This is a genomic window from Methanoculleus sp. UBA374 (assembly GCA_002508705.1).
In the GTDB taxonomy this organism is placed as follows: domain Archaea; phylum Halobacteriota; class Methanomicrobia; order Methanomicrobiales; family Methanoculleaceae; genus Methanoculleus; species Methanoculleus palmolei.
This window is the reverse complement of sequence record DAYL01000029.1, coordinates 132,935-157,394: the sequence shown is the minus strand read 5'-3', so window position 1 is coordinate 157,394 and position 24,460 is coordinate 132,935. Positions and strand designations below refer to the sequence as shown.

Sequence of the window (24,460 nt, the reverse complement as noted above, 5' to 3'; positions counted from 1 at the left end):
AAGCGCCGATACTGTGGTTGCATAGGAGAGATGGTGATGTCAGTGAAGAAACTGCCGGAACTTCCTGAAAAACTCGAAGAACTCCTGGACAAACCGTATGGTGGCTTATTTGGGAATACGGTTCTTGCTCAGGTCGTTGAAGAGATCGTCGCCGATCCGACGATGGACTATCGACCCAGGTATCTTGAGGAGATGACAGGCAAACGGTCCCCCAGCATCAGAGAGGCACTTAAGGCGCTCGTCAAACTCGGACTGATCGAGAACGTATCAAGAGACGTACAACACCCGGTCTATCGGGTCGTCGTCGAGTCGAAGATGTTCATTGCGCTCTCTCTGCTGGCATATGCCGTCATCGACGACCGGGACGGGACGGACTGCATGAACGCAGCAATCCTGGACTACTACAATAGGTCTCTTAGAGCAAAGGCAGAACCGCTTGCAGTCGCGACGAACTGTGCCGGCGAATGGACTATCAAAGGAAATTGCTCCGAACCGGACGAAGATTCCGGGCATTCGACCTTCACCGCAGGGGCGTAAACCATGGGAGATGAGAAAATAGAGAAAAAGGATGGAGCAACCGTCATCGATCTTCGAGAACTCTACCGGTTCGAGCCGGAGGAGCTGCAGCTGGATATCACGCGCAGTTCCTACTCAAACCTTGCGTATGTGCAGGTAGCGCACAGGGATGTCTGTATCGACTTTCTGGAGATGCCCGGCATCCGCCGGGACGGCAGGATGCTGATAAACGGAACACGTGTCTACATGTCGCACGCCGCCGCACAGAAACTCGCTGAAGCGTTGAGCGGGATACTTGAGAAGGTGAACACGGAGGAAGGCATGGAAAGATACGTTCCCGGGGGTTTAGAGGAAAGACCGCTCTCAACGAAGATTGGGCGGAAGCAAGAAGACAGGATCGTATAGAGTTAGAGTTCCCATACGTTGCCAATTGATTGCAGTTTATGGCCTCCGGCGCGATCCGGCAGGGCTCCGCCTCGACGTGGACGATGAGCCCGCCCGCGAGCCGCACCTGACGGTGCTCCTGCTCAGGTCCTGATGGACCGTCGCACGGTACAGGCGGGGGTCCCGGCCCCGCTCGACGCTGGCGATGTACTGGTGGTTCCGGGTCCGCCGGACGGTGATCTCCCATACCGCCCGGCCGGCGGCGGGGCGTAGCCGCGGACCTGCTCGAAGATGTTCTGATAGACGGCGAGTGGCGCATGGTCGTGCCGGCAGTTGACGTAGACCGGGACGACCTGCCGCGTCTCCTCCCTGACCTCGCGAAAGATCCGGCGGATGGTGGTGGTCTTCCCGGCCGGGGCGGGTCGCGGGGGGCCACATTCTCGACGCTTCCGCCTCGGAGGGCCGAGCGGATGAGGCAGACGAGCTCCCGGACCCGGGCATCCCGGTGGTGGAGATGCTCGGGGAGACGATCCGTGGACTCAAAGATCTCCCGGTCCCGGATGAAGCGCCGGGTGCATCATACGTCACTCTGGAGAAGAGGCAGTTGCTAAAGGAGAGGCGTGTGGGTAACGTCTCAGATTTTCTGTAATTTGCCTGAGCCCTGTCTCCTTGCCTGATCATTCCTTCTGCAGGGTCAAATACCTTCTGCCGGTGACCCACTCCTCGTTGATGTTCATCAGGATGGATCCGACCAACCGGAGAAGGGATTCCTCGTTCGGGAACGCTCCTACGACCCTGGTTCTTCGCTTCAATTCCCTGTTGACCCGCTCCATCATGTTCGTTGTCCGGAGCCGTTTGCAGTGCTGTTTTGGGAATACCGTATAACTCATCAGCCCGGGGAGGAATCGTTCGATGGTGGTTGCGGCTTTCCGGTATCCCCGGGTATTCAGGTCATCGGCAAGATCCTGGAGTCTCTGCTCATTCCCATAGGCCTCCTTCAGCCCCTCTGCGGTAGCGTCTCAGATCCTCTGTAATTTGTCTGGGCCTGGTTTCCCGGCCTTATTATTCCTTCCTCATCGTTAAATGTCCTCTATCGATGATCCGCCCCTCGTTGACGTGCATTAAGATGGAGTCGATTGACCTGAGCAGTGTCTCTTCGTTTGGGAATATCTCAGACACAGTAATGATTACTTACTGATATCCCATTTACGCATCATTTCACACGCTGCCTCAGATTATGCGTACGATCCAGAAAAATCATCACGGTCACCAAACCAGACCACAGAAACCGGAAAAATCACCCCCCCTCCGCAGCCGCCATCTCCTCATCGGTCAGCCCGTACAGCTCATACACGATCCGGTCGATCTCCGCATCTGCCCGGGCGCACGCCGCCTCCAGCCGCGACCGTTCCTCCGGGGATACGCCCCCGGCAAGCGCTCGCTTCATTGCAAGAAGGTCCTCGACCAGGGCGACGATCCGGTCCCGGCGGGCGAGATCGGAGGGGTTGGTATTATCAGGTACGTAGATTGGGAAATCCTTGAAGATAACATAACTTGGCTCGTAAAATCCCCCTCTCAGCTTCGGAAGCATCACATTGAAAAGGAAGTAACTCAGTTTGGAGTTTAAAATGCCCAACAGGTACTTGTCAGGTAGTGTGATGATGAAACACTTTTGATTGGTGTAGTTGTTGGCCTCATCGTAGGTGAATTCTGGTCTTTTACAGATGTTCGGATAGATGATCTTTGGCTTTTCAAACTCCTGATAATAATCAATTGAATCCTGAATCTCATACCATTGATACGAACCTGGTTTCCTCCCTTCCCATCCGCCGCCTTTCCATCCATTTGGTCTGGGCATCAGTTCCTCCTTGAATTGCTTGAGATATTCCTTGATTGCAGGATAATCATCGATGTTGATGCCCCTCCGCGTAAAGATCAAGAATTTGTCTACCTTAAGCGGCGCATACCGCTTCACATCTCTTCCCGCCAGAAACGGCTTGATAACCTCCGCGCTCCTCGGGTCTTCGGCGATCAACCGCTCCCTCGTCTCTCTATCGATAACGAAGGCTTCGTTCAGGCCCGTCTTGATCCCGTAATAGATCTTCCCGCCCACGTACTCCCCCAGGGGGATGCCGGCGGTCCTGATCTTCAGAAGGAGCGCCTGCGTCTTCTCGTCGGCCAGGGACCATCCCTCCTCGTCCAGGTAGGCTCGGTTCACCGGGTATGCATGAGCCCTCACATAGTCGGTGAGGTCGGGGTAATCGAGGGTCTCCACCCGCACGGCGTCAAACCGCTCCCGGGGAGGCCCCGCTCCGATCCGGAGGATGCAGGGGTATGTCGTTGCGCTCGCAAAGACCGGAAGGTCACCGAAATCGATGATCTCCTCGATACGCTGCTCTTTCAGCCACGCCCGCAGGGGCTTTCCGTAGTTTGCCCGCATCCACTTGTTCGGCAGGATGTAGGCGAACTCCCCGTCCGCCGCGAGCAGGCTCACCCCCCGTTCGACGAAGTACACGTACAGGTCGGCGGTGCCCTGGTACACCCGGTAGTGGTCCCTGAAGTAGGCCTTCTGCTCCTTGATGCTCTCCTGCCGGACGTACGGCGGGTTTGCAATCACCACGTCGAAACCCGGGTTCGGGCGCAGGAAGACCTCCGAAAAATAGAGTTTCCAGAGGAAGAACGGCTTCACCTTACTCTTCCGGTATGCGGCGAGTTTCCTGCAGGCGTCCGCGTTGCCGCTCTCTTTTAAGGTCTCCTCGATCAGGTCCCACTCCAGCCGTTCGATGGCGGCCCGGTACTCGTTCTTCTTCGCACGGTTCTGCTCGTTGAAGAACAGTCGCTGGTACTTCTTCAACTCCCGGAGTTTGAGCCGGGACTCCTTGATACGGAGGGATGCCGCCTGGTCGATGGTCACCTGTTGTGCGGCGGTCTTCGGACCCGCCAGGACCTCTTTCTTCTTCCTCTCCAGGCGCGCGATCTCCCGCCGGACCCCTGCCGAATCGCCGTCTTCCGCCCCTGTGAGCATCCGGTGAAGCCGCTCTCCCAGGTCCTCGATCTGGTTGTCGATGGACGCTGCCAGAGCCCCCCGGTCGTCGCCGGGCTCACCCAGCAGCCTCTCGTCGAAGAGGCGGACCCCCTCGAACTCATCCACCAGGCTGTTCCCGCACATGATCCTGTGATCGAGGTTCGGGAGCGGCCGGATCGTCGTGACGTTCTCCTCGTCCACGATCAGGGAGAGCCAGAACCGAAGCTTCGTGATATCCACCGCCGAGGAGTCGATATCCACGCCGTAAAGAGAATGCTCTATCGCCTGCCGCTTCAACTCGTATAGCGACCGGCCCGGACCCTCCCCGGCGAAGAACGGCGTCAGGATGGAACGGGCCTTCACGATCTCGTTCATCATCCCCACCGGAAACGCACCCGAGCCCACCGCCGGGTCTGCAACCCGGATCGAGCAGAGCAGCCGGTCAAGCTCGGCGTAATGGTTCCGGACAGACTCAGGCAGGGTGAAACGGGCGTCTCGGCACCATCCCTCCTCCCGGCTGTGGAGAGCCATCCCGAGGGCGACGTCGCCGTGCCGGATGAACACCTCCAGGTCTTCACGGGGGGTCCTCGTATGGTTCGCAAGGTAGCCGATCAGGCTCTGCTGGCACATATAGTGCACGATATCACGGGGTGTATAGAACGCCCCCTTCGATTTCCGGTCGGTCACGTCGAGAAGGTTCTCAAAGACCTTTCCGAGCATCTCCGGGTCGACCGCCACCTCCCGCTCCAGGGGCTCGTCCTCTTTGATCGTGAAGTTAAACTCGTCGAACGTCTTCAGGATCTCCCCGAAGACCTCGTTTCCTATCCGGAGATTGGTGCTGACCCAGTTGTAGTTCTGGATCGGCTCAAAGAGGCCGCCGTTCAGGAACGGGATCTTGCACCCGAATCTGCTGTAGTAGTCCTCATTTACGGAGCGATCCTCCGCAAGCGCCTCGTAGAAGAGTGGTTCGAGGATGTCGTTGAAGAAATTCTTGTAGGAAACGATATCCCCATCATACAGGCGGCGCATAAAGTCCTTCGGGCCCGTGCCCCACTCCCGGAACCGCCCGGTTCCGGGGTCCTGCCTGACGCCCAGCCATCCTTTCTTCTGGAGGAAGTATAGAAAGACAATCTGGCCGAGGAGTTTCTTCGAGAAGTCGACGGTCGATATATCCTTCTCCTCGAACTCCTTCTGGCAGAGAGGATCGGCCGCGAGAGCCTTCTCAAGAGACTCCTTCAGATCGAGGTAGCAACCCCTGTACTTCTCGAAGAACTCCTTTGTGACGTTCTCGACGCTGAAACAGGCCTCGATATCTGCAAGGGTCGGGTTTGCGTGCTCCTCCTGGATAAGGCCGAGAAACTGCTTCCTGCAGGTATGGTTCGGCTCGTGTCTCCCGACAAGGAACGAGAAACGGCGTGCAGGCGTCATCTTCACGTTCATGCGGATCTTCCCGTCGGCGCCGCTCGTGATCGTGTGCTCGAGCCGGACAAACGAAAAGCGCCAATCGTCGCTATCCTCACCGTAGAAAGCGGCCAGGACCGCATCCTCCCCCTCGTTGCTGAGGAACTTCGCGACGAAGTTGCGCTGCATCGTCCGGGCGCGGTCGCGGGACGCCGTTCTCGTCAGCCTGACGTAGAGCACCCCGATGGTATCTTTGCCGTCGAGATACGTTCCGATACTGTACGCCTCATCGATATAGCCGGCAAATTCGCGCCATACCGGTAAACGCCGGGGAAGAACGCGGAAGTCATTGAAGAGTTCCTGGATAAACCTGATGAACCGGCCCGGATTGAAGGGGTTTGTGAAGACATCGTCAAGGAGCCTGACAGCCTGGTCTTCCCTCATAAGAGATCGCCTCCCGCGAAGTACTCCGACAGGATGACCTCCTTCGGCCCGGAGATATCGGCCGGCCCGAATGCCGGACGGAAGAACTCCTCCGAGATCTCGGACCTGATCTCTGCAAGTATGGAAAGGGGCTCACGGGTATACTCTATCTTCTTGAGGACCCTCTTGATGGTCGCCTTCGGAAGTACCCCGTCCTCCATCAGGCGCAGGACCGCGCCCACGTAGTCCTCGTCCTCATCCGTAAACTCCGGTGAGTGCCGGATTGCCCTGAGTATGCGGGTGAATTTAACTTCGCTCCCTCTGCTGCCGCTTGGCGGTAAAACGGTCACCTCAACAGCAAAGACATCTTCAAAAGCGGTCTTGTTGGGCTCCAGCAGCCGGTAGAAATCCGGCCCGACGGCATGCTTTTTCGTCGACGCCTCCGCCCGGAGAAGGTCCGCCGCACGCAGGAAGTCCACTTCTCCGGTAACGATCTCCCCTCCCCGGATTGCCGTCTGAAATATCTTCCTCAGTTTTCCCCGCCTGAAGAACGTGAGCACCGAACGTTCGGGCTCCCCGGACGCACGACCGGTCCTCGTCTTCTTCGGGAGGTGCTTTATCTTTTTGAAAAGAGCCAGGTCCGAATCCCGAATATTGCGGAGGAACGTCAGGTAACCGAGTTCGAGATCCTCCTCATCGTCCTCTCCCGTGATCGTCTTCCGGGACGTCAACCTCGTGAAGAGGTCATGCGACTTGATCTCCTCGTCCGTCAGGAGGGGGGCATCGTTCCCGAGCATCTCGATGAACGCCGCAATCTTTGCTTCGGCAGCCTCCTGAAGGCCGATCGCCTCGTTGATGGGCCCGGCAGGGAAGAAGTTGAAGACGTGTATCTTCTCGAATTTCGTATCCACGCGATTGATACGGCCGACCCGCTGCATCATCCGCGTCGGGTTCCACGGGATGTCGTAGTTGATCACCACGTTGGAGCGGTGAAGGTTCACACCCTCAGAGAGAACCTCCGTCGTCACGAGAATCCGGTAATCGTCCCTCTGGCGCCTCGCCTTCGCATCGAAATTCTCGATGATCTTTACTCTCTCTCCCTCCGGGGACGACCCATGATACTCAAGGACGCAGTCTCCGAACCGCCCCTGCAGGGCTTTTGTAAGGTAATCCGCAGTCTCCTTCGCCTCGGTAAAGATGATGCACTTTTGGTCTCTCAGTCGAGGGTCCGTCGAGAGAGCCTCAATGAACGCGGCGATCTTTGGGTCGTGCTCGACGGTGTCCCAGAGCGATTGCAGTTCTTCGAGGATCGCGAGATCATACCTGAGATCCTCCAGGTATTCCGGGACGAAATCGGACAAAGGCAAACAATAGACCTTCTTATCGTCGATGAGGGAGGCGACCCTGTCCATATTGTCCTGCTGGAGGAGATCGAAGATCTTGTTTGTGTGCATCTTGCTGATGTAGATGTTCCCCTTCTCGGCCTCGCGGATAAAAAGTTCGTAATACCCGATGAATCGGGTTATAGACATCTTGAAAGCGAAAAAACTGCTTTCCAGCCTCTTTAAGAGCATGATCTTCATGAACTTCATCATGTTCTTCTGTGCCAGTTCCTCTGGATGCGAGGCACCTTCCTTCAGGTACAAAAGCGGAGTATAGCGGGAGTATTTGAATTTGTTCGCGATCAGGTCGATCGACTTCAGAAAAACTGAATCCGTACGAGCATCGAAACGATAGTACACCGGCCGGGGGTCCTCGACCTCGGGGAACTTGAGGCTCTGTCGTTTCAGGTCCTCACCGTAGTACCTGGTGATGCTCGCCCGCGTGCGCCGGACCATCAAGTACTGGAGCACGTTCTCGCGGATCTCCTCTGCATTCTCCCTGACGACTCTCATGTATTCTTCTCTGTCCCGTTGCCGGTCCAGTCCGTCGAGCCGCCCCTGAAGGGTATTGAAGTATCCCTGGAGGTTGCGGACCTTCGGATTCGGAAGGGTGGACTTTTTGGCATTCTGGAAGAGTTTGATCTGGCTCAGGATGTCGTTGGGAGAGTTGTTGAGGGGGGTTGCCGTCACCAGAATCACCCGTTTGCCCCTGCAGATCCGATAGAGGCTCTCATAACTCTGCGTCATCTCGTTGCGGAACCGGTGGGCTTCATCGATGATCACGTTCTTGTACCGCTCGGCCCCCCGTGAAAGGACATGGTCCAGCTTCCCGATCGATTCGAAGTCGGCCTGGCGCACGCCGAAATCGAGGAATACATTCGGCCACGAACCCCGGTTCTCCCTATCCAGCAGAACGGGAGGGGCAAGAACAAGCGTCCTGCCGTCGAGCTGCCGGGCAAGGAGGGCTGCAATGTACGTTTTCCCGAGACCGACCACATCGGAGATGAAAACCCCGCCGAACTCCTCAAGTTTTAACTTCGCGTCCTGCACCGCGTCTCTCTGGTACTGCAGGTCCATGAAGCCCTCGGGGACGTAGTCGTCGTCGGTCTGCTGTTTATCGAGGTTGATCTTCTCTTTGAGGTATTCGTAGAGAAATTTTAGGTAGAGTTCATACGGGGTGATGGAATCGTTGAGCCATGTCTTCGTCTGTATCGTCTCAACGTAACTCTCGGAGACGTCGGCCGAGTTCTCCCATAGTTCGTTGAATTTCTCAAGTGCATACTCGTAATCTGCGCGCGCCTTGAGCTCGACGTTGAACTCGAGATTCTCCTGCAGCCCCGACCGGGAGAAGTTGCTTGAACCGGTAATGACACGCCCCTTGTCGCGGTCGCCCTCTTTGAACGTCATGATGTAGAGTTTTGCATGGATCTTCTCGGAAGGGTAGACGCGGATCTCAATCTTCCCGCTCCTCAACCACTCAATGAACGTCCGGATACCGAGCTCCGTATCAAAGGTGTCTTCGGATTGATCTAACTCTTCTTTGACCATGCCGGAGTACTGTCTTTTAAGGTCCTTACTGGAGAGAAGGAGTGTGGAAGAACCCTCGAATGAGGCGGCCTGAATGAGATCGTAGGTCGTTTTGTTGGTGCTGATTCCTATGAGGATTCTTATTTTCTTAGTATTATCCAGAGCCTTTTCAAGGCCGTAGAACCCGCTCGAATAGAAATACCCGACCAGACAATCAAAAAACGTGGTGTCTTTGACAAGTGCATTGAAACGATCGAGTAGTGTATTGCCATCCTCATTGGTGATAAAAGTAAGATCCGAAGACACCGAACGCACCTGTAACAAAAAATGGCACGTATGTTCTAATATAACTGATGAAACGGGTGTCCACCGATCTGGTCTCACCCTGCAGAATGAAGGCGCTACAAAATGAATCCCACGTTTTCACTCCCTGCTGCAAGGCACCGGCGGAATCGCCATCGGAGCTCTCCAACCGCATCACGCGGCGCACTTTCGCATCAGGACACATACCTCAAGACGTGCGGAGGTTCGAGACCAGTAGAATCCTCTCCCTCACCCCCGTGCCGCAAGGTGTTCCCGCACCTCTGCGAGATGCGCATCAAGCCGCCGCCGAAACTCGCCGGGGTCGAGTGCCCGCGCTTCGTGGCCGGTGAGTTGCAGGATTCGGTCGGCCTGCGCGATCAGGATGTCGAGCGACGAGGCGGCGAAGAGAATTGCCGTCTCTCCGAACGCCTCCCTCCGGACGGCAAGCAGGGTGGAGAGCGGGGTCACCTCGCCGCTCTGGAGGCATCCCGGCACCAGCAGGTTGGTTGCGGCGCGGTCCTCGTCAAGGATGAGGAGCGGCGACGCGGCGCGGAGCGCGGTCTGGATCTCGTGCGCCATCACGAGGGAACCGCTCCCCTGACCGGTGGCCGCCCGGGGACCACCCGAGACCCCCGGCGGAAGGCTGTGAAAGAAGAGGCTGACGTCCGCCCCCGCAAGGTACCGCTCGCCCGCCTCCGCCCGGGTGACCCCGTCGACGCTGACGAGAAACTCCCGCCCGTCCCCGGCGGCGTGATCGTCCTGCCCGGCAATCACCGCATGAAGAAACGTGCTCTTCCCTTCGGCGTTCGAGCCCGCGACCGCGAAGGCCTCCCGGCGCCGGAGCCCGAGCCCGGTTATCGTCCTGCCGCTCCCGGCAACCTCCACCTCGACCGGGTCGAGTTCCCGCGGGCAGCAAAAGGGAATATGCACGCCCTCCTTCGGGCCCGCGATCCTGTGGTGGCACCGGAACCGGGTAAACCGGCGGGCCGGGCGGGTGCCGTCGGCGATGAACGCAACGAGCCCCATCCCGGGCAGGGCGCGCCGGAGGGCCTTCTGGTCGACGGAGAGGGCCCGTGCTGCAACGAGGGTCCGGTCGGGCACCCGGCGCACGACACGGTCGAGAGCCTCGACAAGCGCCCCGAGGCGTTCCCTGACCTCCCCGACACTACCCGGCGTGGGCGGGCCGGGATACGGGAGAGCCCCCCTGACGACGAGGTGGAGACCGTCGTCGTCGATCCGGTTGTCCGGGTCCGGCCGCCAGAGGTCGGTCCCGATGGCGCTCCTTGATGCGATCAGCGTGACCGGCTCCACGTTCGGCAGACAATGAACGGGGTGCTCCGTCCCGGCCCCGGCAATCGGGCCGAGGTCGCGCTCTCCGGGAACCGCCGCCTTGATCGCCTCGATGGTCACCCCGACGGCCCCGTCGGAGCCGGGGCCGGATGCGCCAGCCGGCGCCGCGAGCAGGACGGGAAGGCTGAACCGGAGCGCCGTCGTGTCGAGCGACCGGACAAGGTAGGTGTTGACGAGGTCACGCACCGCTTTCCGCTCAATGCATGCCCGGCCGTCTCCGAGACTCGCAACGATCCCGTGAACCTGCCCCTGCCAGGAGCCGTCCGTCCCGCTCATGCCGTTCATCAGGAGATGGTATCCCGTACCCCAAGGCTCTTTTCGTACGGTTCATCGCCGCGCCCTTAAATATCCGCACAGCCCACCAATCTTACAATGAAACTGACGATCCTCGCCAGCGGGAGCAAAGGGAATTGCACCTACCTCCGAGGAGAGCGCGGTGCGTTGCTCATCGATGCGGGGCTCTCAGCGCGTGAAACCCTTCGGCGCCTCAGAGCCGCCGGAGGAGATGCAGGGCTCATCGAAGGGATTCTCGTTACCCACGAGCATATCGACCACATCCGGGGCGTCGATGTCCTGGCAAGGAGGCTGGACGTGCCCGTCTACGCGACCGGCGGCACGCTTGAAGCGTTCTCGGGAAGATGCGGGGAGACGACAACAGTCCGGAGGTGTCGGTACGACGAACCGTTCTGTCTCGGGGACTTCTCGGTCGAGGCCTTCCCGACCTCCCACGACGCACGGGAACCCTGCGGGTTCCGCATCACCGAAGGCGACCTCCGCATCGGGTGCTGCACCGATACCGGCACCGTCACCGCCTCCATGTTCGACCGGCTCGCCTCCTGCGACGCCGTCCTCCTGGAGAGCAACCACTGCCCGGAGATGCTTGAGAACGGACCCTATCCCGCGTATCTAAAAAGCCGGATACGGTCGAAACGCGGCCACCTCTCAAACCCCGATGCCGCCCGATGCCTGCAGAGGCTCGCCGACCACATCCACATGGCGGTCCTCGCCCACTTAAGCGAGATCAACAATACCCACGAGAAGGCGCTTCTCTCCGCGCTCGAAGGGCTCGGATTCTACTCCGACCAGGTAGGGGTCACCGTAGCGCCCCAGGACCCCGGCCCGGTGCACCCGGAGTCCTGCGGCTTTCGGCTCTGAGCGCTCCCGCACCTCACTGTTTTCGAAGCATACAGACCATACCGATCACGGCACCAGCAGCATCGGTGATCGGGTCGGCACAGACGCGGACCAGCCGTTTTGAACCGTCGTCTCTCACGAGCACCGCTCCTTCGACGCACTCCGCGGACCTGCCCTGCCTGAGGACCACCGACGAGAGGACCCCCTGGAGATCGCCTCCCGGGAGGAGCGGCCAGAGGGGTTTCCCGGTCAGTTCCTCCCCTGCATAGCCGGTCAGACGTTCGGCCGCCCGGTTGACGACGAGGACCGTCCCGGAGGCGTCGACGGTGATCCGCCCCTCTTCGGGTTCGGCCGGGTTCAGGGTGCCCTGCTCGATCGACGAGTCCAGCCACTCCCCGGCGGCCTGCCTCTCGGTCATCTCGATGTAATAGAGGAGACGCCGGAGACGCTGGTTCGAATGTTCGAGGTCGGCGGTTCGCTCGGCAACGAGGTCCTCCAGGTGCTCGCGGTGGCGACGCAGTTCCTGCTCCGCTTCCTTCCGCTCCGTAATATCCCTGACGACGGTCATCGCCTGCATCTCGTACATCGGCACGACGCGCGCCTCATAATGCCGGACCTTCCCGGCCTCCGCATGACTGAACTCCAGGGGTGCGGCAGGTGTATCCGTCCGAACGGCCTGCCGCAGCGCATCCAGAAGCGCCACCCCGATTCCGGCAGGGAACTGGTCCTGTACCCGTCGCCCGAGCAGCATCCGGGACGCAAGCGAGACCTCCGCCAGCCTGCCTGCGCGGGAATCGAGAATCGTGCCGTCGGCGTTCAGCCGGAGGAAGAGATCAGGAAAAGCCTCGATCACTGCGGTCAGCTCGGAAGTGGTCTGCCTGAGACGCTCCTCGACCAGAACCTGCTCGGTGACGTCCCGGAGAGTGAGCAAACTGCAGCCGCCGCCAACCGGCACCCGCCGGAGCTCGATATCCCGCACCTTCTTCCCATCCCGGCAAACCACACCGGCGACCAGAGTGTCCCGGTCGCCACGGACCAGTTCCTGCCATATCTCCAGGACTTCCTGTCGATACGCCGGATTCGGATGAGCACGCTCGAACCACGCATTCAACACGGGAATGTCCTCGAGGGTATATCCGGTGATCCGGGTAAACGCCGGGTTCAGGTACCGGCACTCGCCCGTATCGTCCACCAGAACAAGCCCGTCCGGCGATTCGCGGAGGATCGAGAGGCAGACATCCGCCCCGGGATGCGGCGATTCGCGGGCGGCTTCGACCCCGGATACCTCCCTGCCAGTGTTATGCGTAGTAGTGTTTCCCGTCATTGTAACCGATCCTCCGCCGGCCGACCCGGATTCAAGACGCCCGAGCGTAACCCGTAGGAGGTTTTGCCTGTTAGAGTAAATATACCCATCGTTATCTATTTTCGATGGAACTTTGAGTAAACGCGTTTTTAAGAATACAAAAGAACCCCCAGGGGATTTAGCACCCATTAAAGGGGTCCCGACGATCCACGGGAACAGCACGGGGTTATACGCGACAGGAACCCGGGAGCCCTTGCAGGACTTTTGTTACCCCTCGATCTTCAGGACATTCATACAGTACTGGTCGACGCTCGAAAACAGAGTCGATTTCGCCCGTTTTGCCCGGTCGTCATCCCCTTCGATGAAATCCCGGAGGATATACTCGAGCGCTGCAATATAGTGGCTCCGCCAGGCCAGGGCCTTCTTTGCCTCTTCGAAGCAGAGGTAACTCTCGGTCTTGTGGTTGCACATGACCTCGAGCACGGCGTCCAGCAGCAGCAGGAGGTGCCGGGGAAACCCGTTTAAGATGGCAAGTTTTCGAAAACTTGCGTAGGATTTCGGCTGCGCTCCGAGGATCGCAAGTTTCATCCCGAAATAAAGCGAGCCGTGGTCGTCAGGATACTGTTGCATCATCTGTTTGACGATAGCGGCGGCACCGCTCCCGCTGCACAGTTTTACGCGGGTGTCAAACGCCTCCACCAGGAAGGACCTGTTATCCGGGAACCGCTCCAGGGCGTAATCGAGGAGGTGCTGGCGACGATCGAGGTCGTCCTCGTAGTTTGCCCGCAGAATCCCGATACGGTAAAACTCGGGTTCGCTCGGAAACCAGGTGAATGCGAGGTCCAGCATGAACCAGAAGATCTGGTTCAGCCGGGTGTCTTTACGATTGAACACCTCCAAACGATTGAGCGGAGCGCGGGTCCGGGCGAGGTTCAGCATCTCCTCCCGGGCATGAAGTTCCATATCATCGGGGCGAAGATCCCGCTTCCTGTTCGGTGCCAGGGAGAGAGCATAGTAAATGTAAGCGATCGCCGTGTTGACCCGACCGTCGTAGTTCCGGTAACGGGTAAAGTATTCGATTGCCTGAGGGTAGTTGCCGGTATCGACCAGTTTGAGGCCTACGATCACATCGAGGGTCGCCCGTCCCCGACGACGCCGCTTGTTTCCCATGGCGTGCCGCAGGATCTTTTCGAGAAACTCCGGCGTAGGAGGTTCGCGCGTGGTGTTGAGAAGCGTGAAGGTGGTTGCATCGATGAAATCGTCGTAGGCCCCGTCGAGGAGGTCGGGAAAGGCCTTATCGAGCGTAGCGGCAACGTGCCCGAAGAAGACCGGGAGGTTGGCCTCCACCTGATCGATGTGCGCCGCAACGTAATCGTCCATGGTAGCCCGAAGTTGCTCAAGTCTCCGATTTCGAAGCGCTTCGGGCTGCCACGCATCATCCATACAGTTACAGGTGTTCGATGGAAGAGATATTTGTTGTTATATGAAATTCACAAAACTTATCCGGGCCGACCCCAAAACACCGTAAGACAGGCGTGGTTATGTGGGCTACATTGACGAACTAAAACGGATAGGAAGAGATGCGAATCCCTTCTTTACACTGATGGGCATCGAGGCGGAGGAGTTCGGCGACGGATGCGCCCGCCTCAGCATGGAGGTTCGGCCGGATATGTTGAACGGCGTCGGGTGGCTTCAGGGGGGGATCTACGTGGCGCTTGCAGACGAGGCTATCGCGCTTGCACTCCACACGCTTCTTACCGATACGGAAGAGATCGCCACGATCGACGAGCACACCAGTTTCATAAAAGGGGTCAATGCCGGAAGGATCGTCGCCACCGGCAGAGTCATCCGTAAAGGACGCCGCGTAGCGTTTGCAGACGGAGAGGTCCGGAACGCGGCGGATGATACCCTCCTATCCCGGACATCGACCTCGTTCGCGGTTGTAGGCCGATAGCATCGCGGCAGGTTCCCGCAAAAAACCCCTTATTACGCCGGCAGAACGTCCCGGGGGATACGGGAACCATACATTCTCAATATCCGAGATCACATACATGAGATAGAAACTCTGGAACATTTCGGAGGGGAACAGGAGTTTGAAGTACATTGTTGTAACCGGCGGCGTCATGAGCGGACTCGGGAAAGGCATCACCACCGCCTCCATAGGTCGCCTCTTGAAAAATCGCGGCTACCAGGTAACGGCGGTGAAGATCGACCCGTATCTGAACATCGATGCCGGCACCATGAACCCCGCCCAGCACGGGGAGGTCTTCGTCCTCTCCGACGGGGGAGAGGTCGACCTCGACCTGGGCAACTACGAACGGTTTCTGGACATCAACCTCAAGTCGCTCCACAATATCACGACCGGAAAGGTCTATCGGAACGTCATCGAGAAAGAGCGGCGCGGGGACTTCCTCGGCGCGACCGTCCAGATCATCCCCCATATCACCGACGAGATCAAGCACTGTATCCGCGGGGCGGCAGAAGTAGAAGTAAACGGCGGCAAGAAGGCTGAGATCTGCATGGTGGAGGTCGGCGGCACGGTCGGCGATATCGAGAGCATGCCGTTCCTTGAGGCCGTCCGACAGATGCACGGCGAACTTGCGCCGCAGGACATGCTTCTCGTCCACGTCACCCTGGTCCCGGTGGACACCATGGGCGACCTCAAGACCAAGCCCACGCAGCACTCGGTCAAGGCGCTTCGGGAACTCGGGCTGCAGCCCGATATCATCGTGGGCAGGAGCAGCGAGGTGATCGGCCCGCAGACGAAGAAGAAGATCTCCGCCTTTACCGACGTCCCGGCAAAGGCCGTGGTCTCCGCAAAGGACGTCCCGGACATCTACCAGATCCCGGTAGAACTGGAGAAAGAAGGACTTGCAGACGTCATCTGCGGTTACCTGGCCCTCGAGAACAGGGAACCGGACCCCACGTGGTACCGGGTCGTCTCGCAGGAGTACACGAGCCGGGTGACGGTCGCCATCGTAAGCAAGTACGGGATCGAGGACGTCTACATGTCCATCAAGGAGTCGCTCAAACACGCCGGCCGGGCTCTCTCCACCGAGGTAAACATACGCTGGCTGGATGCGGAGACGTTCAGCCTCCGCGATCTTGCCGATGTGGACGGCATCCTGATCCCCGGGGGATTCGGCAAGCGCGGGATCGAGGGCAAGATCCGGGCGATACAATACGCCCGCGAGAACAGGAAGCCCTATCTCGGCCTCTGTCTCGGCTTCCAGCTCTCGGTGATCGAGTACGCACGGCATGTCCTCGGCATACCCGACGCCACCAGCGAAGAGATGGGGCCGGGAACGCATGTCATTGCCATCCTTCCCGAGCAGGAGGACGTCTCGAACCTCGGCGGCACGATGCGCCTCGGGAACTGCAACGTCGATCTCAAAGAAGGAACAAGAGCGGCCGAACTCTACGGCAAGACCGGGACCGTGGAACGGCACCGGCACCGTTACGAGGTGAACCCCATGTTCATCAAAGACCTCGAAGACGCCGCCCTCGTCTTTTCTGGCTCATGCGGGGAGCGGATGGAGATCTGCGAACTTCCGGACCACCCCTTCTACCTCGCCACCCAGTTCCACCCCGAGTTCAAGTCGAGTCCGACAAAACCCTCTCCGCCCTACATCGGCTTTGTAGAGGCGTGCAAAAAGAATAAATCCTCTTCAAAAGACCAGGTGAGATAACAGAATGGTAAACGTCGAGAAGTTTATCGATCAGGCGATCCGGCGAATACGCGATGCCGCCGGAGAAGAGAAGGTCGTGATGGCGCTCTCCGGCGGCGTGGACTCGTCGGTCTGCGCGGAGCTTGCCTCCCGTGCCATCGGCGATCGGCTCATCCCGATATACGTGGATACCGGCCTCATGCGAAAGGGAGAGACCGAACGGATACGCTCTCTCTTCGACGGGAAAAATCTCCACATTGTGGATGCGGGCGATGAGTTCTTTGCGGCGCTCAAGGGGGTCGCGGACCCCGAAGCAAAACGCAAAGCCATCGGCGAGAAGTTCGTCCGGATCTTCGAGCGGGAGGCGAAGCGCAAGGGAGCGACGATGCTCCTGCAGGGGACCATCTACCCCGACCGTATCGAGAGCGAAGGGGGAATAAAAAGCCACCACAACGTGGGCGGCATGCCCCTCGACATCAAGTTCAAAGGCGTCATCGAGCCGCTCGCGGACCTCTACAAGGATGAGGTCCGCGAGGTCGCCGGCGGGCTCGGGCTTCCGGTGGAGATCCAGCACCGGATGCCCTTCCCGGGACCGGGGCTTGCCGTCAGGGTCCTCGGTGAGGTGACGAGAGAGAAGATCGCGATCGTCCGGGAGGCAAACGCCATCGTCGAGGAGTGCCTGGTGGAGGAATTCCACCCCTGGCAGTGCTTTGCGGCGCTCATCGGCCTCGGGACCGGGGTGAAAGGGGACGTCCGGCTGCTCGGCTGGATCGTCGCGGTCCGGGCCGTCCAGTCGCGGGACGGCATGACCGCCGACCCGCTGCTCCTGCCCCACGAGACGCTTTCGCGGATGGCAGCCCGGATCACCGCCGCTATCCCCGGGGTTTCCCGGGTCGTCTACGACGTCACCCCGAAACCCCCCGCGACGATAGAGTATGAGTGAGACCATGGCAGAAGATTCACGGGTGCTTGATGCACGCTACTACATGCCCGCGTTCGGCCGGACGATGAAAGTTGTCCGCGGCGCGGGCTCAAGCGTCTGGGACGACGAAGGACGGGAATACATCGACTGTGTGGCGGGGATTGCGGTCTGCAGCACCGGCCACTGCCACCCGAAGGTTGTGAAAGCGATCTGCGATCAGGCCCACCAACTGATCCACTGCTCGAACCTCTACTACGTCCCGAACCAGGCGGAACTTGCGGAGCGACTGGTGGGGATCACGGGGCTCGCAAAGGCTTTCTTCTCGAACTCCGGCGCGGAGGCGAACGAGGGCGCGATAAAACTCTCCCGCGTCCGGACGGGGAGAAAGAAGTTCGTTGCGTTCAATCACGGGTTCCACGGCAGGACGTGCGGGTCGCTCGCCGTCACCCACAAACCCGCTATTCGGGAGCCGTTCGAACCGCTCTCGCCCTCCTGCACATTCGTCGACTACGGCGACCTCGACGCTCTCGCAGAGGCCGTCGATGCGGATACCGCCGGGGTCTTTGTCGAACCGATCCAGGGTGAAGCAGGCGTCCTGATCCCGCCCGATGATTTCCTCCGGGGCATCCGGGAGATCTGCGACGATACCGGTGCGCTGATGATCGTCGACGAGGTGCAGACCGGAATGGGTCGGACGGGCAAATGGTTCGCCTTCCAGCACACCGGCGTTGCCCCCGATATCGTCACGATCGCAAAGGGGCTTGCAAGCGGTTTCCCCATCGGCGCGCTCGTCGCCAGGGAGGGGCTCGAGTTTCAGAGGAGTGAGCACGGGAGTACGTTCGCCGGGGGGCCGCTCGCCTGTGCGGCGGCACTCGCGACGATCGATGTCATCGAGGAGATCCTCCCCGACATCCCGCGGAAGGGCGAGATGTTCATGAATGGCCTCTCCCGCCACACTCCCCGCGGCCGCGGCCTGATGATCGGGATCTCGGTCGGCGACCGGTGTCCGGAAGTGCAGCGGACCTGTGCCGAGAACGGCGTGCTCGTCAACTGCGCCGCCGACGGGAACCTCCGCCTCGTCCCGCCGCTCGTGATCACGGACGAAGAGATCAAGACAGCCGTCGGTGTCATCAATGCGGCGCTTGGTTAGAGCGTGCTTCGCGGGAGCGAACGGCTACTCCTACGCGAAGAAGGCGGAGGACGTCGCGCGGGAGCACGGCATCGACCGGGTGGCCCGCCTTGCAAGCAACGAGAATCCCCGGCCGCCGACACCGGCCGCAATCGAAGCAGCGACGGCTGCGCTCGGGACGGTCAATCGCTACCCGGACGAACGGACGGCGGCGCTCGTCGAGGCTCTCCGCCGCTACCACGGTGACTACCGGTTCGTCACCGGTGCGGGGATGGACGGCGTCATCGAGACGGTCATCCGGACGGTCGTCGAGCCCGGGGAAGCGGTGGTCGTCTCGACCCCCACCTTCTCGTTCTACGGGCTCGCGGCCGCGGCGCACGGCGCCCGGGTCGTGAACGTCCCCCGCCGGGAGGACTTCTCGGTCGATCCGGCAGAGTTCATTGAAGCCTCGCGGGGGGCGAAACTCGCCTTCCTCTGCTCCCCGAACAACCCCACGGGGAACTCGGTCTCCCCCGAAACGGTCGAGGAGATCCTCGAGGAGACGGAGGGGCTGCTCTTCCTCGACAACGCCTACGTCGACTTTTCAGATATCGACTACCGGCCCCTCATGCGGCGGCACGACAACCTGGTCCTCGGACGGACGATGTCGAAGATCTTCGCCCTTGCCGGGTTGCGGGTCGGCTACGCCTTCGCACCCAAGTGGCTGGAGCCGTTTTATCGCCGGGCGGCGACGCCGTTTGCGTTGAACTCGGTCTCCGCAGCGGCTGCCGTCGGGGCGCTCGCGGACCCCGACCGGGTGCGCGAGGTCCGCGACCACGTCCGGCGGTGGAGGCTGCGGTTCCGGAATGAGACCCCGTTTACGACGTTCCCCTCGGACGCAAATTTTGTCATGATCGACGTCGCTCCCTGCACGGGTGATGAGGCGGTGGAACACCTTGCGGCGAGGGGAGTCCTCGTCCGGTCCTGCACCAGTTTCCCGGGGCTCGGAGACCACTATATCCGGGTCAGCATCGGCGAAGAATGGGAAAACGTTCGATTCCTCGAGGCGATTCGCGACCTATGATGACAGGCCTCACCGGCACGCCGGGAACCGGAAAAACGTCCGTTGCGGCGGAACTCGAACAGCGGGGCCACCGGGTCGTCCGGCTGACCGATACCGTGCGGCCCTACGTCATCGAGGAGGACCCCTGCCGCGAGACCCTGGTGGTGGACGTCGACCGGTGGGCGGAAGAGTTCGAGCCGGTCGACGGGATCGTCGAGGGCCACCTCGCACACCTCCTCCCCTGCGACCGGGTGGTGGTCCTCCGGTGCCGGCCGGACGTCCTCCGGAAACGCCTTATGCCGAGGAACTATCCCGCCGGGAAGGTCGCCGAGAACGTCGAGGCGGAGGCGCTCGACGTCATCCTGATCGAGACGCTGGAAGAGCATCCGGGAGAGCGCGTCCTTGAGGTGGATACGACCGATCTCCCGGTCGGCGAGTGTGCGGACCGGATAGAGCAGTTTATTCGCGGGGAACTGCCGGCGTCCTACGGGTCCATCGACTGGACAGGGTATCTGGAGCCCGGGGCATGACACTGGACCAGTTCCGGCCGCAGATGCAGGGCATCATTCAGCCCATGGTGAACCTGGCAAAGAAGATCGGGCTCACCCCGAACGGGCTCACCGTTGCATCTTTCTTCGTATCGATACTCGCGGGTATAGCGTTCTATGCCGGGGGCGTCGTGCTCGGGATCGTCATGGTCGTCCTGAACGCCGTCTTCGACGCTCTTGACGGAGCGCTCGCACGGGACACGGGGGCCGCGGGCCTTCGGGGCGACTTCCTCGACCACGTCATCGACCGCTACGCCGACATATTCATCATCACCGGCATCTTCGCAGGCGGCGCCGCCCCCTGGCCGATCGGCGTCTTCGCCCTGACCGGCGTCCTGATGTCTTCGTACCTCGGCACCCAGGCGCAGGCCGTCGGGGTCGGCAGGTACTACGGGGGCATCCTCGGCCGGGCGGACCGCCTGGTGCTGATCATCATCGCCGGCGCGCTCACGGTGCTGCTCCCGGAAACGATATATGGCATGAACTTCCTCGGGTGGCTCCTCGTCATATTCGGGATATTCGGACACTACACCGCACTGCAGCGGTTCGTCCACGTCTGGCGGCAGATCGATAAACGCTGACGCCCGACATCTTTCACAAATCCCGGCGCCGGGGGCCTTGCCCCCGGAAAATAGGTCATTTTTACGGATTGAGAACGTAGATGCCGTAGTTGAGATACGCCGCGAAACTCACCCAGAGGAGGTAGGGGACGAGCAACACCGCCGCGGGCACGGAGACCCGGTAGAAGGCGCCGATCGTCATGAGGATAGCAACCCAGAGGAGCACGATCCCGAGGAGAGCGAAGAACGGTGACTGCAGTCCGAAGAAGAAGTACGACCAGAGGACATTCAAGGCCAGTTGGACGGCGAAGATCGTCATGGCGACCTGCACGTTCTTCTGCCCCCACCCCTTGCTCCAGACGAAGTAAAGCGCGACGCCCATGAGGATATAGAGCACCGTCCAGGTGGGGCCAAAGATCCACGCCGGAGGGGTCAGGTCGGGCTTTGCAAGCGCGGCATACCAGGTCGGAACGGCGGGTGTCGTGAAGACCGACCCGATCAGCCCCGCAAGCAGGCAGACCGCGATCGCCGCAAGGAACTGGATAACCCGGATGTATGTGGATGCCACGACGGTAAAGTAGCAGTCATACGCCTTAAATCTTTTGATATCAGGGCAAGATGTCAGCCCTGGTCCCGACGGAAAGCCGACGATATGCCTTCCTCGAAAACGAGGAGGATACAACCCCCGCATATCCGGATCATCAGACCATTTATACGGGGCCGCAACTCTCCGGCTCCTTTATCAATGGATGCGGAGCGATCCTGCAGAAAGGCGGCGGCTCCGGGCAGGACAAACATTCAAGACGGCACCGCACCATGAGGGCCCGCTGCAGGAGGTATCCCTTCACGGTAACCAATACGACTAAAAGTGATGGATACATAGGCACGAGAGATCACCCGATGATCGCCGTTGACGACCGGCACATCACTCCCGGAGAGTACGGCAGCCGGGTGTGCCGGAAAGGGCCGCGCAACCGCGAAGCGGGAAGCAGCACGAAGCCGGTGTGGCAGAGCGGTATAATGCCTTCGCCTGCAAAGCGAATGTTTGGGGGTTCGACTCCCTCCGCCGGCGTCCGATGGAGGAGATCGGTACTTGGACCTCTACAGTACGTTATCGAGAACCGTAGAGCCGCTCGTGACCCGTAACCCTGGCAGGGTATACTTATTCGTCTGCGGCCCGACGGTGTACGACTACTCGCACCTTGGTCACGCCAGGACCTACATCGTCTTTGACGTCCTGGCGAAGTACCTCCGGTGGACGGGGCTGGAAGTATTCTATCTCCAGAATATCACCGATGTCGACGACAAGATCATCAACCGCGCAAAGGAAGAGGGCGTGCCCCAGAGCGTACTCGCACGAACGTTTGAGGCCGCATACCTCCGGGACATGCGCTCCCTGGGAATCGATGCGGTGAGTTACCATGCCCGCGCCACCACGCATATCCCGGAGATCCTATCCCAGGCGGAGCGCCTGCTCGGGCGCGGCGCGGCATACGTCACAGAGGCCGGAGTCTATTTCGACGTGAGTACGTTCGAGCGCAACGGAGAGCTGTCCGGCCAGCATGGAACGGACCGCATCAGCCGGGTAACCGGCGAAGGAAAACGCACACCTCTGGACTTTGTGCTCTGGAAGTTCGGAGAATTCGGAGAGTATACCTGGGACTCCCCCTGGGGCCGGGGGCGGCCCGGGTGGCACATCGAGGATACTGCGGTCACCGAGAAATACTTCGGGCAGCAGTATGACATCCACGGCGGGGGGCTGGACCTGATCTTTCCCCACCATGAAGCGGAGATCGCGCAGATGGAATCGATGGAAGGAAAGCACCCGATGGTCAGGTATTGGATGCACACGGGATTCCTGACGGTCGAAGGGAAGAAAATGTCGAAATCGCTCGGCAACTTCATCACCGTCAGGGACGCGCTCAAGACCTGGAATAAAGACGTCCTGAGATATTATATTCTGCTGTCGCACTATCGGTCCCCGCTTCAGGCCACCGAAGAGGGAATAGCACATGCGGCGCGGGCGCTCGAACATATCCGTGCGGCTGCAAAAAAAGATGCCGGAGAGGACCGGGAAGGAAGAAAAGCGTTCATCGATGCCATGGAATCGGACCTCAACACACCGATGGCGCTCGCCGCCGTCCAGAAACTCGCCGCGAACGGGGATATCGGGGCTTTGAAAGAGTTCGGGGAGATCCTCGGAATAAATTTCCTGCGCGAGGCAAGCGTGCCCATACGCGTCCTTCAGGAGATCCGGGCGGAACTGCGCGCCAAAAAACAGTTCGAGGTCTCGGACATGATCCGCGAGCGGATGACGGCCGCCGGGATCACCGTAACCGACCCGTCGCTCTGATCGCGGTCCCGGCGGTGCGCCGCCGAACGCTGGCATCTCTTATTTCCCCATTGTCGGGCGCCCGGAACAGGACGCGGCAATAATTGCCCGAAATTGAGGAACTATCCCTTCTCCCTTCCAATACGGGAGTGTAACAACAAGCCTCTACCGGAATGCTCCGGGGATCTCCCTCCGGCGGCCCGTGATGATACTCGCGTGGCCGGCGGTTTTGGGCGAACGACTTTTTAGGATATGATACGAGTGACAGAAAAAAACACCCCCCACCGGGGACTTATGACCGACGCGGTCCATGCCGGGGAGACCCCCGATCCCGTGACGCGAGCGTCGGCTCCCGGCATCGTCACGTCGACAACGTTCCTCGCCGATGCCGGTGCTTCGTTCTCCGCCGAAGATTTCGGAGATGCAACTCCCTATCTGTACTCCCGCTGGAAGAACCCGACCGTGGATCAGCTGGAGCAGAAACTTGCCGCCCTCGAGGGGGCGGAGGCGGCCGTGGCGTTCGGAAGCGGCATGGCAGCCGTCACCGCGCTGCTCCTGTACAACCTCTCCGCGGGAGATCACCTCGTCATCAGCGACGTATCCTATGCCGCGACGGCGGAGATGACGAACGAACTCATCCCACGTCTGGGCATATCGGTCACGAAGGTCGACATGTCCGATCCGGAGAACCTCCGGGATGCACTCCGCCCGAATACCCGGCTCGTCTATGCGGAGACGCCGGCAAATCCGATCCTCCGTCTGACCGATATTGAAGCCGTCGCCGGCATTGCACATGAGAACGGGTCGAAGGTCGCCGTGGACGCCACCTTCGCCTCGCCCATAGGCATCCACCCGCTCGAACTTGGCGCCGACTATGTGATCCATTCCCTGACCAAGTACATCTGCGGGCACGGGGATGCCATCGGAGGTGCGGTTCTCGGGAACAGAAAAGACATGGCCGGCATCAGGAAAGAAGTCGAGATCCGGACCGGCGGAATATTAAGCCCGTTCAATGCCTGGCTCATCCAGCGGGGCGCATCGACCCTCCCCCTCCGGATGAAAGCCCACGAAACAGGGGCCCTTGCCGTTGCAAAGTTCCTGGAGGATCACCCGAAGGTGACCCGGGTCGTATATCCCGGCCTTGCTTCGCACCCCCAGCATGCTCTGGCGGCGCGCCAGCTCAAAAACTTCTCCGGTATGCTGACGTTTCAGGTAGCAGACGGTGCAAACGCTGCAAAGATCCTCGCCGACCGGCTCTCGATCATCCATTACGCCGTCTCGCTCGGCCACGTACGGAGCCTCGTCTTTTACCTTCCCACGGACGAGATGCTCCGGACCTCCTTCCGGATGACCCCGGCGCAGGAACGGTCGTACCGGGCGTTCGCGGGCGACGGGATCTTCCGGCTCTCGGTCGGTCTTGAGGACCCCGAGGACCTCTGCGCGGACCTTGAGTATGCCCTTGCAGGGGTCCCGTCAACTACCCCCCGCTAACGCAGCGACTGTAATTCTTG

Annotated in this window: 19 protein-coding genes, 1 tRNA gene and 1 pseudogene; 14 read left to right on the top strand and 7 right to left on the bottom strand. The window is 60.2% G+C overall.

Annotation, left to right across the window (positions count from 1 at the left end; translation table 11 throughout):
- The first annotated feature begins 36 nt into the window (after nucleotides 1-36).
- From BRA42_RS09510 to BRA42_RS09500, 3 genes are all read left to right on the top strand, one after another.
- Nucleotides 37-537 carry a hypothetical protein gene (locus BRA42_RS09510; protein ID WP_342770794.1) on the top strand — a complete coding sequence of 167 codons (501 nt, stop codon included), beginning with the start codon at nucleotides 37-39 and terminating at the stop codon, nucleotides 535-537.
- Between the two features lie 3 nt (nucleotides 538-540).
- A complete protein-coding gene (locus tag BRA42_RS09505; protein WP_342770795.1) occupies nucleotides 541-921 on the top strand; it encodes a DUF3467 domain-containing protein in 381 nt (126 codons plus the stop codon).
- Nucleotides 922-1,414: 493 nt separating this feature from the next.
- Complete coding sequence (locus BRA42_RS09500) at nucleotides 1,415-1,549, top strand: hypothetical protein (protein WP_342771338.1); 135 nt, start codon at nucleotides 1,415-1,417, stop codon at nucleotides 1,547-1,549.
- A 28-nt stretch (nucleotides 1,550-1,577) separates the two neighbouring features.
- On the opposite strand, the pseudogene BRA42_RS09495 reads toward BRA42_RS09500, so the two are convergent.
- The 4 genes and pseudogenes from BRA42_RS09495 to BRA42_RS09480 form a co-directional block, all read right to left on the bottom strand.
- Nucleotides 1,578-1,907: pseudogene (locus BRA42_RS09495) on the bottom strand (transposase); the annotation flags it as partial.
- A 290-nt stretch (nucleotides 1,908-2,197) separates the two neighbouring features.
- Nucleotides 2,198-5,770, bottom strand: a complete 3,573-nt coding sequence (locus tag BRA42_RS09490; RefSeq protein WP_342770797.1) for an Eco57I restriction-modification methylase domain-containing protein — start codon at nucleotides 5,768-5,770, stop codon at nucleotides 2,198-2,200.
- On the bottom strand, nucleotides 5,767-8,964 hold the full coding sequence (locus BRA42_RS09485) for a helicase-related protein (RefSeq protein ID WP_342770798.1): 3,198 nt from the start codon (nucleotides 8,962-8,964) through the stop codon (nucleotides 5,767-5,769). The genes BRA42_RS09490 and BRA42_RS09485 overlap by 4 nt, the downstream gene beginning before the upstream one ends.
- 246 nt (nucleotides 8,965-9,210) lie before the next feature.
- On the bottom strand, nucleotides 9,211-10,596 hold the full coding sequence (locus BRA42_RS09480; protein ID WP_342770799.1) for a P-loop domain-containing protein: 1,386 nt from the start codon (nucleotides 10,594-10,596) through the stop codon (nucleotides 9,211-9,213).
- A gap of 87 nt (nucleotides 10,597-10,683) precedes the next feature.
- On the opposite strand from BRA42_RS09480, the gene BRA42_RS09475 reads away from it, so the two are divergent.
- Complete coding sequence (locus tag BRA42_RS09475; RefSeq protein WP_292407067.1) at nucleotides 10,684-11,466, top strand: MBL fold metallo-hydrolase; 783 nt, start codon at nucleotides 10,684-10,686, stop codon at nucleotides 11,464-11,466.
- Between the two features lie 13 nt (nucleotides 11,467-11,479).
- On the opposite strand, the gene BRA42_RS09470 is transcribed toward BRA42_RS09475, so the two are convergent.
- Nucleotides 11,480-12,769 (bottom strand): PAS domain S-box protein, encoded by a 1,290-nt coding sequence (locus tag BRA42_RS09470; RefSeq protein ID WP_292407065.1) that lies wholly within the window; start codon nucleotides 12,767-12,769, stop codon nucleotides 11,480-11,482.
- A 246-nt stretch (nucleotides 12,770-13,015) separates the two neighbouring features.
- The gene (locus tag BRA42_RS09465) at nucleotides 13,016-14,191 is read right to left on the bottom strand and encodes a hypothetical protein (protein WP_342770800.1); all 1,176 of its coding nucleotides are present in this window, start codon (nucleotides 14,189-14,191) and stop codon (nucleotides 13,016-13,018) included.
- A gap of 100 nt (nucleotides 14,192-14,291) precedes the next feature.
- On the opposite strand from BRA42_RS09465, the gene BRA42_RS09460 reads away from it, so the two are divergent.
- The 7 genes from BRA42_RS09460 (at nucleotide 14,292) to BRA42_RS09430 (ending at nucleotide 20,638) form a co-directional block, all read left to right on the top strand.
- Nucleotides 14,292-14,702, top strand: a complete 411-nt coding sequence (locus BRA42_RS09460; protein WP_292407059.1) for a PaaI family thioesterase — start codon at nucleotides 14,292-14,294, stop codon at nucleotides 14,700-14,702.
- 139 nt (nucleotides 14,703-14,841) lie between these two features.
- A complete protein-coding gene (locus BRA42_RS09455; RefSeq protein ID WP_342686066.1) occupies nucleotides 14,842-16,437 on the top strand; it encodes a CTP synthase in 1,596 nt (531 codons plus the stop codon).
- A 4-nt stretch (nucleotides 16,438-16,441) separates the two neighbouring features.
- A complete protein-coding gene (gene guaA / locus BRA42_RS09450; protein WP_292407050.1) occupies nucleotides 16,442-17,359 on the top strand; it encodes a glutamine-hydrolyzing GMP synthase in 918 nt (305 codons plus the stop codon).
- 4 nt (nucleotides 17,360-17,363) lie between these two features.
- The gene (locus BRA42_RS09445) at nucleotides 17,364-18,488 is read left to right on the top strand and encodes an acetylornithine transaminase (protein ID WP_342770801.1); all 1,125 of its coding nucleotides are present in this window, start codon (nucleotides 17,364-17,366) and stop codon (nucleotides 18,486-18,488) included.
- The gene (hisC, locus tag BRA42_RS09440; RefSeq protein WP_342770802.1) at nucleotides 18,472-19,530 is read left to right on the top strand and encodes a histidinol-phosphate transaminase; all 1,059 of its coding nucleotides are present in this window, start codon (nucleotides 18,472-18,474) and stop codon (nucleotides 19,528-19,530) included. The genes BRA42_RS09445 and hisC overlap by 17 nt, the downstream gene beginning before the upstream one ends.
- Complete coding sequence (locus tag BRA42_RS09435; RefSeq protein WP_292407039.1) at nucleotides 19,527-20,039, top strand: adenylate kinase family protein; 513 nt, start codon at nucleotides 19,527-19,529, stop codon at nucleotides 20,037-20,039. Before hisC ends, BRA42_RS09435 begins: the two co-directional genes overlap by 4 nt.
- The gene (locus BRA42_RS09430; protein WP_342686064.1) at nucleotides 20,036-20,638 is read left to right on the top strand and encodes a CDP-alcohol phosphatidyltransferase family protein; all 603 of its coding nucleotides are present in this window, start codon (nucleotides 20,036-20,038) and stop codon (nucleotides 20,636-20,638) included. Before BRA42_RS09435 ends, BRA42_RS09430 begins: the two co-directional genes overlap by 4 nt.
- 61 nt (nucleotides 20,639-20,699) lie before the next feature.
- Here BRA42_RS09430 and BRA42_RS09425 read toward each other — a convergent pair whose 3' ends face one another.
- Nucleotides 20,700-21,185: a TspO/MBR family protein gene (locus BRA42_RS09425; RefSeq protein ID WP_292407032.1), complete on the bottom strand. Its 486-nt coding sequence runs from the start codon at nucleotides 21,183-21,185 to the stop codon at nucleotides 20,700-20,702.
- Nucleotides 21,186-21,615: 430 nt separating this feature from the next.
- Here BRA42_RS09425 and BRA42_RS09420 point away from each other — a divergent pair.
- The 3 genes from BRA42_RS09420 to BRA42_RS09410 all read left to right on the top strand — a co-directional run bounded on the left by BRA42_RS09420 (nucleotide 21,616) and on the right by BRA42_RS09410 (nucleotide 24,440).
- Nucleotides 21,616-21,689, top strand: a tRNA-Cys gene (locus tag BRA42_RS09420).
- A 21-nt stretch (nucleotides 21,690-21,710) separates the two neighbouring features.
- Entirely contained in the window at nucleotides 21,711-22,970 is a 1,260-nt protein-coding gene (cysS, locus tag BRA42_RS09415; protein ID WP_292407029.1) for a cysteine--tRNA ligase, read from the top strand.
- Nucleotides 22,971-23,210: 240 nt separating this feature from the next.
- Complete coding sequence (locus BRA42_RS09410) at nucleotides 23,211-24,440, top strand: trans-sulfuration enzyme family protein (protein WP_292407025.1); 1,230 nt, start codon at nucleotides 23,211-23,213, stop codon at nucleotides 24,438-24,440.
- Nucleotides 24,441-24,460 lie beyond the last annotated feature (20 nt).

Excerpts from the sequence above, each read along its gene's own strand:
- BRA42_RS09510 (WP_342770794.1), top strand. The coding sequence starts at position 37 with ATGTCAGTGAAGAAACTGCCGGAACTTCCTGAAAAACTCGAAGAACTC.
- BRA42_RS09505 (WP_342770795.1), top strand. The coding sequence starts at position 541 with ATGGGAGATGAGAAAATAGAGAAAAAGGATGGAGCAACCGTCATCGAT.
- BRA42_RS09500 (WP_342771338.1), top strand. The coding sequence starts at position 1,415 with ATGCTCGGGGAGACGATCCGTGGACTCAAAGATCTCCCGGTCCCGGAT.
- BRA42_RS09490 (WP_342770797.1), bottom strand. The coding sequence starts at position 5,770 with ATGAGGGAAGACCAGGCTGTCAGGCTCCTTGACGATGTCTTCACAAAC.
- BRA42_RS09480 (WP_342770799.1), bottom strand. The coding sequence starts at position 10,596 with ATGAACGGCATGAGCGGGACGGACGGCTCCTGGCAGGGGCAGGTTCAC.
- BRA42_RS09475 (WP_292407067.1), top strand. The coding sequence starts at position 10,684 with ATGAAACTGACGATCCTCGCCAGCGGGAGCAAAGGGAATTGCACCTAC.
- BRA42_RS09470 (WP_292407065.1), bottom strand. The coding sequence starts at position 12,769 with ATGACGGGAAACACTACTACGCATAACACTGGCAGGGAGGTATCCGGG.
- BRA42_RS09465 (WP_342770800.1), bottom strand. The coding sequence starts at position 14,191 with ATGGATGATGCGTGGCAGCCCGAAGCGCTTCGAAATCGGAGACTTGAG.
- guaA (WP_292407050.1), top strand. The coding sequence starts at position 16,442 with ATGGTAAACGTCGAGAAGTTTATCGATCAGGCGATCCGGCGAATACGC.
- BRA42_RS09445 (WP_342770801.1), top strand. The coding sequence starts at position 17,364 with ATGGCAGAAGATTCACGGGTGCTTGATGCACGCTACTACATGCCCGCG.
- hisC (WP_342770802.1), top strand. The coding sequence starts at position 18,472 with ATGCGGCGCTTGGTTAGAGCGTGCTTCGCGGGAGCGAACGGCTACTCC.
- BRA42_RS09435 (WP_292407039.1), top strand. The coding sequence starts at position 19,527 with ATGATGACAGGCCTCACCGGCACGCCGGGAACCGGAAAAACGTCCGTT.
- BRA42_RS09430 (WP_342686064.1), top strand. The coding sequence starts at position 20,036 with ATGACACTGGACCAGTTCCGGCCGCAGATGCAGGGCATCATTCAGCCC.